We start from the raw sequence: 11,482 nt of genomic DNA on the forward strand, positions 1-11,482 counted from the left end.
TCGGAGCACAGCGGCCAGCCGTGATGGAACATGATCGGCTGGGCGCTCTTCGGCCCCCAATCCTTATAGAAAATCTCAACGCCGTCCTTGGTTGTGACTGTATTCATCTCATGGCTCCTTATAAATTGGACTGACTAAAAAGGCTGCTGCAGGCGGGATTGGCAGCGCCACGAGCGCCGTGACGCCAATGACGGGATAAGAAAGTCGCGCCGGGGATGGAAGTAGTTATTGAATGCCTCGTTCTACTTTATTGATATGACAGAAGTTTGCATGATCAGTTGTCAGGACGCTCAGTGCCCTGTTAACCGGCGACGGCGACGCAATATGGCGGCACTTGCCCGACTGCTTCGCCCTGCGACTTTCCTTCATCACGTTAGCTCGGCAGCACCGCGAGGCGGCCGAGCTAACGGGCAACGTCCGCAATGAGCCACTTTATTCCGGTTCTTGCAATCTATACGTTCGGGTAGGTGTGTTTCGCCTTCGGTTATGTTGTTGCGGATGCAGCGCGCTGGCGCTCACTTGAACAGGGATCGACGCCCAACCATCTAATCCTCACAACAACGCCATAGCGACGATCGCAACTGCGATTGCTTTGCCGGCGGCGGGACGGCCGTCTGCCGCCTGAGGATCAGAACATGGGTTACATGGAAAAGGATATAGTGCCCCAGAATGACGGGGCGCTGATCGATGCCTATTCGCAATCGATCGCAGCAGCAGTCGACACGGTCGGCCCGGCGGTCAGCCGGATCGAGCGGGCGGGTGGCCGGCAGGGGCACGGGTCGGGCTTTGCCGTCTCGCCCGACGGCCTGATCATTACCAACAGCCATGTCGTCGACGACGCCAAGGTGGTTCGCATCACGACGCCTGACGGATTCGTCACCGAAGGCCGGGTGCTCGGCCGGGATGTCGATACCGATATCGCTCTCATTCGCGCCAATGCCAGCACCGGGGCCTGGGCGAGGCTCGGCGATTCCCAGCGGCTGCGCAGGGGCCATATCGCGATCGCGATCGGCAATCCGCTGGGCTTCGAATGGAGCGTCACTGCCGGAATCGTCTCGGCGCTCGGCCGATCGATGCGGGCGGCCAGCGGCCGGCTGATGGAGGATGTCATCCAGACCGATGCCGCGCTCAATCCCGGCAATTCCGGCGGGCCGTTGGTGTCTTCCGGCGGCGAGGTCATCGGCGTCAACACCGCCGTCATCCAGGGCGCACAGAGCATCGCCTTTGCTGTGGCATCGAACACCGCCAACTTCGTGGTGTCCGAGCTTCTCCGCTATGGTCAAGTCAGGCGCGCCTTCATCGGTATAGCAGGCGACACGATCGTGTTGCCGCGCCGGGTTGCGCTCGCGGCGGGTACGGTTCAAACGACATCCGTCCGCGTCCGCAGGGTCGAACCGGAGGGGCCGGCTGCAAAAGGCGGGCTGCAGGAGGGCGATTACATTCTCGCCATCGACGGCAACCCGGTCGGCGGCGTCGACGATATCGTCAGGTTGATGGATGGCAGCAAGATCGGCAGGGAGACCGAGATTTTGGTTTTCTCAGTAGCCGGCCGGATCGAGAAGAAGATATTGCTGCCGATGTCGCGGTCATGATGACTGTTGCCACGAAACGTTGCCGACAGCCTCGGCTTACCGAATGAGCGCGCGACCGCGACTGGCTCGTTGAGAAGGAGCCCTCCAGGCGCCAGCCATGACTTGGCGGTGAAAAGAGAGACACCGTTTCGTTACGTCAGGCGCTGACCGCCTCCGGCTCCGTCCCGGAAAAATCCACTGCCGCGAAGGCCGCCGCCAAGACCTCCGGGCCGGCACCGCTTTTTGCCGCGTCGGTAGAGAGGATCTGGCGGTAGCGCCGTGCCCCGGGCAGGCCGGTGAAGAGGCCGACCATGTGGCGGGCCACCTGCTGCAGCCGCCCGCCGCCGGCGATATGGCGCTCGGCATAGGCCATCATCCGGTCGCACAGCGCCTGCCAGTCGGGCTCGGCCGCCGGCGCGCCGAAGAAGCGCCGGTCGACGTCAGCGAGGATCGCCGCGTTCTGGTAGGCGGCCCGGCCGAGCATGACGCCGTCGACATGGGCGAGGTGCTGAGCGGCCTCGTCGAGTGTGCGGATGCCGCCGTTGATGCCGATGAACACATCGGGCCAGCGCTGTTTTATCCGGTAGACGATTTCGTAGTCGAGCGGCGGGATCTCGCGATTCTCCTTCGGGCTCAAGCCCTTCAGCCAGGCCTTGCGAGCATGGATCCAGATCGCGTCGGCGCCTGCATCGAGAACGCGGGTGATGAGTTCCGGCAGCGCCTCTTCCGGCTCCTGCTCGTCGACGCCGATCCGGCATTTCACCGTCACGGGCGCGGTCGCGATCGCCTTCATCGCCGCGACGCATTCGGCCACCGTCTCCGGCGTCAGCATCAGGCAGGCGCCGAAGGTGCCCGATTGCACGCGGTCGGAGGGGCAGCCGACATTGAGGTTGATCTCGTCATAGCCATAGGGTTCGGCGATTTTCACCGCCTCCGCAAGTTTGGCCGGATCCGATCCGCCAAGCTGCAGCGCCAACGGATGTTCCGCCGGGTCATGGCCGAGCAACCGCTCGCGCGGGCCATGGATGATGGCGTCGGCCACCACCATCTCGGTATAGAGCAGCGCCTCCCGGCTGATCTGGCGGTGGAAATAACGGCAATGCCGATCCGTCCAGTCGATCATCGGGGCGACCGCAAATATCGGCCTCTTCTCAGTCATCGACGGTCCATTGTTCCTTGTAGCCGCGGCGCCTCAATGTTGGCGCCCTGCATCGCCGCTCCGGCGAGATCATCATTAAAGGCGCATATAACACCTGGCCTTGCGATGGACAAATCCAAGCGTGGCAAACAAAAACGGCGCCCCTTTCAGAGCGCCGTTCCTGCCGCCGAAGCGATAATCTAGCTTACGAAGCCGAGATGTTGACAGCCTTCGGGCCCTTGCCCATGCGGTCCGGCTCGGTGTCGAAGGTAACCTGCTGGCCTTCGCGCAGCGACTGGATGCCAGAAGCCTGCAGCGCGGAGATGTGGACGAAAACGTCCTTTGCGCCGCCGTCCGGCGTGATGAAACCAAAACCCTTGTCCTGGTTGAAGAATTTTACGGTGCCTTTGGTGGCCATTGGGATAGTCCTTTTCCCTTAGTCTGTGTTTATCCGCGCCCCCGAGAGGAAGCGGACGGCTTTAGCTTTCGTCCCGATTGGGGTTGGGTACGAAGGGTCAGTCGGAGAAGTCACGTACGGGGAAAGAACGTCTACGCAGGCGGGTATTCCCGCGCCCCTTCCGGAACGGAAGAGATACCACATCAGTCCAGTCACCGGCATGCAAATGCCCGAGTAGGTGGATTGGTGCCATCATTTCGGTCAAAATGCAAGCGTCAATATTGTGGCATGACCTTGATAATGACCGGAAATGCCGAAGATTCAGGTACTTGACAAAAAGTTAGCGGATCCTTGCGCCGACGTGCCATATCGGGATTCCGTGCCGAAACGGGATGAGGGGCACGTGGCCGCGCATGGATTTTGCGGAGCGGCGGTCGAAGCGGCAGGCCACATTGATCAGCCCTCATCGTGAAGAGAATCGCAGAGCCTGCCTCTGGTGTTGCCGGTCCCGTCTTTGCTCCGCACTCTCCCTAAGGTGCGGAGCCCGCGGGACGAAGTCTCGAAGGACGGGGGGCGCCTCACCGGCCCCATTGCCTTGATTCTGCTAGGGGCTTTGTGGAATGCAGGTAAGTAGTTGCGCTCCCGCCCTCGTGGTTCGAGACGGCCCCTTGGGTCTCCTCACCAGGAGGGCTCTCTTTTGGCGCCTGCGGCTTTACTGCGCATCCCCCAGCAGTGCACTCAGGCTCCAGGGATTATCGCCCTGCTGATCGGCGATGTCGTCGACCTTCCAGCCGCCGTGCTCGCGGACCAGGGTGTAGAAGAGTGTCACCTCTTTGCCGTTTTCGAACTCCACTTCCACTTCGGCCCTGTCATCCAGCAGGATCGGCTCGCCGATCCTGACGTTGCTCGCCTCGCCGTCCTGGCCTGCAATGACGGGATCGAAATCGACCGCGCCGACATCGCCCTCCGGCGTATTGTCGAGATCGGCCTGGAGAAGCTTGTTAAGATGGTCGGAAAAGAAGATCGAATAGGGCGAGGGCGCTTCGGCGTCGCTCCTGTCGGTGTCGTAGCTGTAAAGCGCCTTGAGCAGCGCCTTCGGCGTCTTGTAGGTCTCCGCCGCGGCGGGCACGGCCGCGAACGCCGAGACGGCGAGGGCGAGAATGAAAGCGGGCAGACGCATGCGGACGTTCCTCGGATGAGCAGAGAATCATAGCCGAAACGCGCGTCGAGGTGGAGCGGCATTTTCGGAGGTGTCTCGACGTGGCCGCCCCCTCTGCATCTCCTGCTGGTGGCGGCAGGCAAATGCCTTAGATTGCCGCTGTGAGGCCCGCAAGACTGCGAGCCCCACCGGCGTTGAAAGCCGATCATGACGCATATCGGCGTCTGGCAGAAATCCTGTCGTGATTAGATCAAAGCATCGTGCAGCAGGCTCGACGGCTCAAAAATGTCCTTCACGGCGAGGGTGAAGTCGTGGCTGGTGATGTTGCCGGCTGCGTCATAAGCCTCGGCCGTGAAGGTCAGGCTGTGGGTGCTTTCGTAGTCGATCGCAGCCTTCGTCTGGATCTTGTTGCCGACGAGCTTGAAGATGCCGTCGGCATCATCCGTCAGCCGCCACTTCACCGTGCCGCCTTCCGGATCGACGGCGGAGAGAAGGCCGACCGAGGTGCCGATCGCGACATTCTCGGAGATCGAGCTGCGCGAGAAGGAGAGCTTGATCGGGGCCTGGTTGACCGGTGCCTCGTTGACGTCGAGCACGTTGATGGTGATGTCCTTTTCGACGGTCACCGTGCCATCGGAGACCGCGACCCTGATCGTGTGCGACTGATCCGTCTCGTAGTCGAGCGCCTTGGAGGTGATGATGCGGTTGCCCTTCAGCCGGAAGTGATCGCCAGCGCCGTCGAGCAGCGTATAGGTGAGGGTGTCGCCGTCGGCGTCCTTGGCGCTGAGCAGACCAACGGTGGTCCAAATCGGAGTATCCTCGGAGAGGGCGGTTTTCGACAGCTGGATATTGGTCGGCGCGCTGTTGTTGCGTGTGAAAGTTTCCGTGGCGAAATCGTAGAGACCATCGGCAAAACGGGCGAATTCAATGTCACGCAGCGTATCCGTCCCCTCCTGCTCGCTGGTTAGGATGTGGGCGCCATTGTCGGGCGCGAAGGAATAATTGGCGAAATTGCCGTAGAAGATTGCCGTGTCGGTGCCGGCGCTGCCGTCGAAAGTGTCGTTGCCACCTGTCCCTGTGAAGACGTCATCGCCGCCGCCGGTCTTGACGTCGATGCCGAAGGCGGTGCCGCTGATGGAGACCGAGCGGGTTGCCAACTCGTCGGAGAGATCGGCATGGGCGCTGTCCGCCAACCTCAGGGAGATAATCATGTCCTCGAAAACCGATCCGCGGGAGAGGATGATTTGTTCGAAACTGTCGAACTGCGCGGCCGAACCAAGCACGCCACCACTAAGAAGGTTGCCTTCGAACGTTTCCAGGATTTCGAAGTTCTTCACGGTGAGACCGACAAGACTGCCGGCATTCAGGCTATCGGTGTCGGCGCCGCCGTCGATTGTTCCCGAGAACGCGATGCCGGATCCATATACGGTCAGGGTCACGATATCGTTGCCGCTGCCGGCGTCTATATCGAAGACTTCGCCGTAGCCGTAAGACTCGCCATCTATGATGGTGTCATTGCCTGCGCCGCTTTTGATGATGTCGTTGCCCGCTCCCGCATTGATCCCATCCTCACCGGTGCCACTGTCAAGAATGTCGTTGCCGTCAGTTCCGATCAACACGTCGTTACCGCCGGCGGTCTTGACGTCGATACTGGAGCCGATGCCGCTGATGTAGGCCGAGCGGCTTCCCAACTCGTCTGAAAGGTCGGCATGATCGTCGTCTGCCAATTTCAGTGTGACGGCAAGGTTTTCGCCGCCCGGCATCTCGGAGTAAGTGATCTTGTCGAAGCTTTCGAACTGCGCTGCAGTGGCGATAATGTCTATTTGCGATTCAAGGATTTCGAAGTTCTGGATCGTTATGCCGGTTAGATCTGAGGCGTGCAGTTTGTCAATGCCGGCACCGCCGTCGATTATCCCGGAATTCGCGAAGCCGTAGAAATCGTTCCCTACAACCACGGTATCGTCGCCGTCGCCCGCATCGATATCGTAGACCACGCCAGCGGCAACACCAGCATCGCCATCACCGATCGTGTCGTTGCCCGCACCGCCCCTGAGGACGTCATTTCCGGCGCCGCCGCTGATCTGGTCGTCGCCGTCGCCGCCATTCAACTGGTCATTTCCGGAATAACCCCGAATGATGTCGTTGCCTGCGCCTGTTGTGATCGCATTGTCACTGTTCGAGCCCGTGACCTCTGCCGAAACCGACCCGAGCTCATCGGCTAGATCTGCCGCACCGGAACCCGAGACGACTAGGCTGACCTTGGCGTGAGGATTAGCGGCGGAATAGCGGATGACGTCGTACGCTTCGAACTCGGCTCCGGTCTTGGTAACTGTGGCGCCGTTTGTGTTCAGAATATTCAAGGCCATATTGAAACTTTCAAAAGGATGGATTTTGCCGACGCATCTCTGCGTCGGCGGCAATGGCGTTGCGGCTAGATCAGCGCTTCATGCAACGGGGCTGAAACCAACGGCTCAAAAATGTCCTTCACGGCGAGGGTGAAGTCGTGGCTGGTGATGTTGCCGGCCGCGTCATAGGCTTCGGCGGTGAAGGTAAGGCTGTGGGTGCTTTCGAAGTCGATCGCAGCCTTCGTCTGGATCTTGTTGCCGACGAGCTTGAAGATGCCGTCGGCATCATCCGTCAGCCGCCACTTCACCGTGCCGCCTTCCGGATCGACGGCGGAGAGAAGGCCGACCGAGGTGCCGATCGCGACGTTCTCGGAGATTGAGCTGCGCGAGAAGGAGAGCTTGATCGGCGCCTGGTTGACCGGTGCCTCATCGACATCGAGCACGTTGATCGTGATGTCTTTTTCGACCGTGACCTTGCCGTCGGAAACGGCGACCTTGATCGTGTGCGACTTGGCCGTCTCGTAATCTAGCGCCTTCGAGGTGACGATGCGGTTGCCCTTCAGCCGGAAGTGATCACCAGCACCGTCGAGCAGCGTGTAGGTGAGGGCGTCGCCGTCGGCATCCTTGGCGCTGAGCAGACCGACCGTTGTCCAGATCGGTGTGTCCTCGGAGAGGGCGGTTTTCGAGAGCTGGACGTTGGTTGGCGCGTTATTGGTGCTCGTGAAAGTTTGCGTGGCGAAATCGTAGATGCCATCGGCAAAGCGGGCGAATTCGACCTCTGTCAGCGTATCCGTGCCTTCGGCGGCGCTCGTCAGAATGTGATCGCCATTGTTCACCGCGAAGGAATAATTGGCGAAATTGCCTGAGAAGAGCGCGGTGTCGATACCGGCGCCGCCATCGATGGTGTCGTTGCCGGCGCCGCCCGTCAATTTGTCGTTGCCGGCATTGCCGTTGAGGATATCGTTGCCGCCGCTGCCGTCAAAAATGTCGTTGCCGTCGGTGCCGGTAAACTCGTCGTCGCCGCTACCGGTCTTGACGTCAATGCCGGAGGCGTGGCCGGCGACGAAAGATCCGAGATCTCCCAGTTCGTCGGAGAGATCGAGATGAGCGCTGTCCGTCACGGCCACCGAGGCGCGAAAATCGCCGAACGGATCGGTTGACCAGACGATTTTGTCGAAGCTTTCGAACTGCGCGCTCGAACCGGAAACGGTATATCCTGCCGTTTCCAGGACTTCGACGTTTTTAATCGTCAGGCCCAGAAGCGAGCTGGCTCGTAGCGTATCGATTCCGGCGCCGCCATCGATCGTTCCGAAATTCATTGAAGCGAATGTCTCTACAGCTATGGAATCGTCGCCGTCTCCCGCATCGATCTCAACGACCTCAGGGTTCGGGCCGAAAATCTCACCATCGTCGATCGTATCGTTGCCCGCGCCGCCCCTGATGACATCATTTCCGATGTCCCCGGAGATGTGGTCATTGCCGTCACCGCCATTCAGCGTGTCATTGCCAACTCCGCCATTGATCCAATCGTTTCCGGCGCCGCCGTTCAGTGTGTCTGAACCGTCGCCGCCTGCGATGGTGTCGTTGCCTGCGCCTGTCGTGATCACATTGTCCCCGCCTGAGCCCGTGACATCTGCCGAGCCCGAGCCCAGTTCGTCCGAAAGGTCTACCGTCCCGGAATCCGAGATGACCAGGTGAGCTGCAACGAGAGGATTGATTTCGGAGTCGCGGATGAGATCGTAGGCTTCGAACTCCGCCCCGGTCTTGGTAATCGTGGCGCCGTTGGTGTCCAGGATATTGAGCGGGGTTCCCGGCTCGGTGCTGTTGACCGTGAAGCTTTCCGTCGCGAAGTCGTAGACGCCATCGGCAAAGCGCGCGAATTCAACGTCTATCAGTGTATCCGTGCCTTCCAGCGCGCTCGTCACGACGCGGCTGCCATTGTCGACCGTGAAGGAATAATCGACGAAATTGCCGGCGAAAACAGCCGTGTCGATGCCCGAGCCGCCATCGATAGTGTCGTTGCCGCCGCCGCCGGTCAGTTTATCGTCGCCGTCATGACCACTGATGACGTCGCTGCCGCCGCTGCCGTCGAAAATGTCGTTGACGTCGCTGCCCGTGAACTCATCGTTGCCGTCGCCGGTCTTGACGTCGATACCGGAGAAGCCGTGGACACGACTTCCGAGATCTCCTAATTCGTCGGAAAGATCGAGATGGGCGCTGTCCGTCACCACTAGCGAGGGGTCATAACTGAAGAAGGGGTCGGTCGACCTGACAATCCTATCAAAGCTCTCGAACTGCGCGCTCGAGCCGCTTACCTGGAAATCGGCCAGTTCAAGCACTTCGACGTTCTCGATCGTCAGGCCGCGGAGCGCCGAGGCTCGCAAGATGTCGATCCCGGCACCGCCATCAATCGTTCCCGATATTAGTGGAGCGAATCGCTCAATGGTTATCAGATCGTCGCCGGCGCCGCCGTCAATGTCGATGATTTCTGGCTGCAGGCCGCCGTCAGGTCCGAGCACAAAGCCAAAACCGCCATCGCTGATCCGATCATTGCCGTCGCCGCCGATCAGTATGTCGTTGCCGGCGTTGCCATAGATCGTGTCGTCGCCAGCGCCGCCGGTCAGCGTGTCTGCGCCGTCGCCGCCTGAGATGGTGTCGTTGCCGGCACCCGTCGTAATCGTGTTGTCGCCGCTCGAGCCGGTCACGTTCGCCGATACCGAGCCCAGCTCGTCGGCCAGATCTGCAGCCGAGGAATCGGAGACGATGAGAGAGACAGGTACGGAAGGAGTGGCTTCAGAGTAGCGAATAACGTCGTAGGCTTCGAATTCAGCGCCTGTGTTGGTGATTGTAGCGCCGTTTGTATCCAGAATATTCAAGGCCATATTTTAGTCTTCTCCAAAAGATGCGTTTTACTCTGAAAAACGAGAAAATCCCCGAAAGAACCGTTTACTGGTTCACCGGACGACAACCCCTCGGGGATCTATGCCAACCGAAAGTGAAGTTTTCAATGAAAAATTGTGATTTTTTCTTTGATTTTTAACGAAAAGGTAAAGCTGAAATTCTGCGGAAGGATTTTGAATTTGCAAACCAAAACTCGTATTTTAGTCTTTTAATTCACAAGCGTCCTGTGCGGAGATAAGCTCGCGTATAAGCGGGAAAATTGTATTCCCCTGGGGCGCACTCGAACTGCGCGTCGTCGGTGTCGCTTTTCCGTCTAATGACGGGCTTGGCGCCTGCCATAAGAGGACGGCTTCCAGTGAGACCTCTCATGCGAGCTTGATGAGGCCCGCCGCGGTCGGGGTAAATCCGCAGGCGCGGTAGAAGCCGGCGAGATGCGGCTCGAAATCGACATGCAGCCATTCAGCGCCGCGCTCGCGGGCGATGCCCGTAGCCTGCCTGACCATGCGCGTCGCGATGCCCTGCCGCCGCATATCGGGATGGACCGAGGTATCGAGGAGGAAGGCATGAATGCCGCCATCCCAGGCGACATTGACGAAGCCGACGAGCCTGTTGGCGTGATAGGCGCCAATGTGTGCGAGGCTGCGAGGCAGGATGCGGGAGAAGTCAGGTGCTTCCGGCGTGTTCCACGCTGCGGACCAAAGGCTGGTGAGTTCGGCGGGCGAGGGAAATGGGTCGATGCGCAGTTCTGGCATGGCTGCTCCCGTTCGCTCATCAGTTGCCGGGAGTGTTTTCCGACAATTTCGCCCGCTTCGCAACCGATCTGCCACATCGGTCCCGGACGGGAAGCGTATCCCAGCAGCGCACAGCTGACGCTTTGTTGACCGGATCCTGTTCCGGAACATAATAAGAAGATCTAATCACTCGGCTGCGGAGAAGGTCCATGTGCGGACGCATATTCGTCAAGACCTCGCTTGAAGAGCTGATCAGCAATTTCCCATTTGCTGTCAGGGGCGGGGATATTCACGGGCTCGGATATCGCTTTCCCCGATGGAATGGCGCGCCGTCGCTGGATTACCCATCATCGTCAGGGACGTCGTGCGCGAGCCTGATATAACAGGCCCCATTCACCGGCTCAGGCGGGAGCCATTCACGAAACCATGCGGCAAGACATCCTCACGAGGAGAGGACAAGCATGCCAGACGATGCCGGAACGCTGTTACGATCGTTCGCAACAATGCTGTTCGCAGCAGACGCAGCGCCGGATCCGGGACTTCGGCGGCTATGAGATCGGCAAGCGCCGAAAGCCTGATGTCATCGATGCGATCGCAGACGAGGTGGCGGAATTCCTCTGCACCTATCTCGACATCAAGGCGCACGGCCGACCTGCAAAGAGGGAAGCCTTAATTCTCGGCGTTAGGCAAATCGCGAAAGCGACTATTGGCAAGCGCCCGGCGAGAACCTAAACGCGTACCCATATCTTCCGAAGCGGCATGCCAACACACCCGGCCATCTTCCGATCCTGCTCCTCAGTCGTATCGGTAATATTCGGATTTCGCGCATCAAGCGCAAAGCGGCCGAACGCGGCGGGCCAGATGTAACGCAGGTCGTTCAGTGAGACGGTGCCGCCGCAGCAGGGGGCTTCGGTGTTCAGGTCTTTGAAGCCATCGGCAGAAGCGGTATCCATGGCGTCTCCCCACCATTCCTCGGCGTCCGCGCCGCAGGCGCTGCATTCCACGCCGGACCAGTTCTCGCCGGGATCGTAGAATCTGACCTCATCTTCGAAGCTTGCAGTCACTTCGTCCGCTTTGGTGGCGATGGCTTTTAGCAGGGAGACCGCACTGTCTGCGACGTCGGGGGAGGGCTGCCAATAAGGATCTGCGGGGACATAGCGCGGGAAGGTTTCGGACATCGGCGCCCTCCTTTGTGCTTAAAACATCGCTAGGTGTTACTGCACCAAAAGAGCGGAATGCG

General features: G+C 59.9%; 10 protein-coding genes. 2 read left to right on the forward strand and 8 right to left on the reverse strand.

Annotated elements, in window-relative coordinates:
* Nucleotides 1-107: alpha/beta fold hydrolase (locus AC13QO_RS17800; protein WP_488541466.1), on the reverse strand; the 107-nt coding region annotated here is incomplete at its 3' end.
* Nucleotides 108-635: 528 nt separating this feature from the next.
* Between AC13QO_RS17800 and AC13QO_RS17805 the strand changes: the two genes are divergently transcribed.
* On the forward strand, nucleotides 636-1,592 hold the full coding sequence (locus AC13QO_RS17805; RefSeq protein ID WP_488541409.1) for a S1C family serine protease: 957 nt from the start codon (nucleotides 636-638) through the stop codon (nucleotides 1,590-1,592).
* Between the two features lie 136 nt (nucleotides 1,593-1,728).
* On the opposite strand, the gene dusA is transcribed toward AC13QO_RS17805, so the two are convergent.
* The 6 genes from dusA to AC13QO_RS17835 all read right to left on the reverse strand — a co-directional run bounded on the left by dusA (nucleotide 1,729) and on the right by AC13QO_RS17835 (nucleotide 10,263).
* The gene (gene dusA / locus AC13QO_RS17810; RefSeq protein ID WP_488541410.1) at nucleotides 1,729-2,730 is read right to left on the reverse strand and encodes a tRNA dihydrouridine(20/20a) synthase DusA; all 1,002 of its coding nucleotides are present in this window, start codon (nucleotides 2,728-2,730) and stop codon (nucleotides 1,729-1,731) included.
* A 184-nt stretch (nucleotides 2,731-2,914) separates the two neighbouring features.
* Nucleotides 2,915-3,127 (reverse strand): cold-shock protein, encoded by a 213-nt coding sequence (locus tag AC13QO_RS17815; protein WP_003540801.1) that lies wholly within the window; start codon nucleotides 3,125-3,127, stop codon nucleotides 2,915-2,917.
* A 691-nt stretch (nucleotides 3,128-3,818) separates the two neighbouring features.
* Entirely contained in the window at nucleotides 3,819-4,286 is a 468-nt protein-coding gene (locus tag AC13QO_RS17820; protein WP_488541411.1) for a DUF3828 domain-containing protein, read from the reverse strand.
* A 224-nt stretch (nucleotides 4,287-4,510) separates the two neighbouring features.
* A complete protein-coding gene (locus tag AC13QO_RS17825; protein ID WP_085780103.1) occupies nucleotides 4,511-6,631 on the reverse strand; it encodes a calcium-binding protein in 2,121 nt (706 codons plus the stop codon).
* Nucleotides 6,632-6,696: 65 nt separating this feature from the next.
* Nucleotides 6,697-9,492, reverse strand: coding sequence for a metal-binding protein (locus tag AC13QO_RS17830; protein WP_085778542.1), 2,796 nt, complete (start codon nucleotides 9,490-9,492; stop codon nucleotides 6,697-6,699).
* A 384-nt stretch (nucleotides 9,493-9,876) separates the two neighbouring features.
* On the reverse strand, nucleotides 9,877-10,263 hold the full coding sequence (locus AC13QO_RS17835) for a GNAT family N-acetyltransferase (RefSeq protein WP_085778541.1): 387 nt from the start codon (nucleotides 10,261-10,263) through the stop codon (nucleotides 9,877-9,879).
* 450 nt (nucleotides 10,264-10,713) lie between these two features.
* On the opposite strand from AC13QO_RS17835, the gene AC13QO_RS17840 reads away from it, so the two are divergent.
* Entirely contained in the window at nucleotides 10,714-10,974 is a 261-nt protein-coding gene (locus tag AC13QO_RS17840; protein WP_198175448.1) for a hypothetical protein, read from the forward strand.
* Here AC13QO_RS17840 and AC13QO_RS17845 read toward each other — a convergent pair.
* A complete protein-coding gene (locus AC13QO_RS17845; RefSeq protein ID WP_488541412.1) occupies nucleotides 10,971-11,420 on the reverse strand; it encodes a hypothetical protein in 450 nt (149 codons plus the stop codon). The two genes, AC13QO_RS17840 and AC13QO_RS17845, sit on opposite strands and share 4 nt — an antisense overlap.
* Nucleotides 11,421-11,482 lie beyond the last annotated feature (62 nt).

This window comes from Rhizobium sp. CNPSo 3670 (assembly GCF_057784555.1).

What these genes read in the sequence shown, in the direction of transcription:
- AC13QO_RS17805 (WP_488541409.1), top strand. Translation starts at nt 636, where the DNA reads ATGGGTTACATGGAAAAGGATATAGTGCCCCAGAATGACGGGGCGCTG.
- dusA (WP_488541410.1), bottom strand. Translation starts at nt 2,730, where the DNA reads ATGACTGAGAAGAGGCCGATATTTGCGGTCGCCCCGATGATCGACTGG.
- AC13QO_RS17815 (WP_003540801.1), bottom strand. Translation starts at nt 3,127, where the DNA reads ATGGCCACCAAAGGCACCGTAAAATTCTTCAACCAGGACAAGGGTTTT.
- AC13QO_RS17820 (WP_488541411.1), bottom strand. Translation starts at nt 4,286, where the DNA reads ATGCGTCTGCCCGCTTTCATTCTCGCCCTCGCCGTCTCGGCGTTCGCG.
- AC13QO_RS17825 (WP_085780103.1), bottom strand. Translation starts at nt 6,631, where the DNA reads ATGGCCTTGAATATTCTGAACACAAACGGCGCCACAGTTACCAAGACC.
- AC13QO_RS17830 (WP_085778542.1), bottom strand. Translation starts at nt 9,492, where the DNA reads ATGGCCTTGAATATTCTGGATACAAACGGCGCTACAATCACCAACACA.
- AC13QO_RS17835 (WP_085778541.1), bottom strand. Translation starts at nt 10,263, where the DNA reads ATGCCAGAACTGCGCATCGACCCATTTCCCTCGCCCGCCGAACTCACC.
- AC13QO_RS17840 (WP_198175448.1), top strand. Translation starts at nt 10,714, where the DNA reads ATGCCGGAACGCTGTTACGATCGTTCGCAACAATGCTGTTCGCAGCAG.
- AC13QO_RS17845 (WP_488541412.1), bottom strand. Translation starts at nt 11,420, where the DNA reads ATGTCCGAAACCTTCCCGCGCTATGTCCCCGCAGATCCTTATTGGCAG.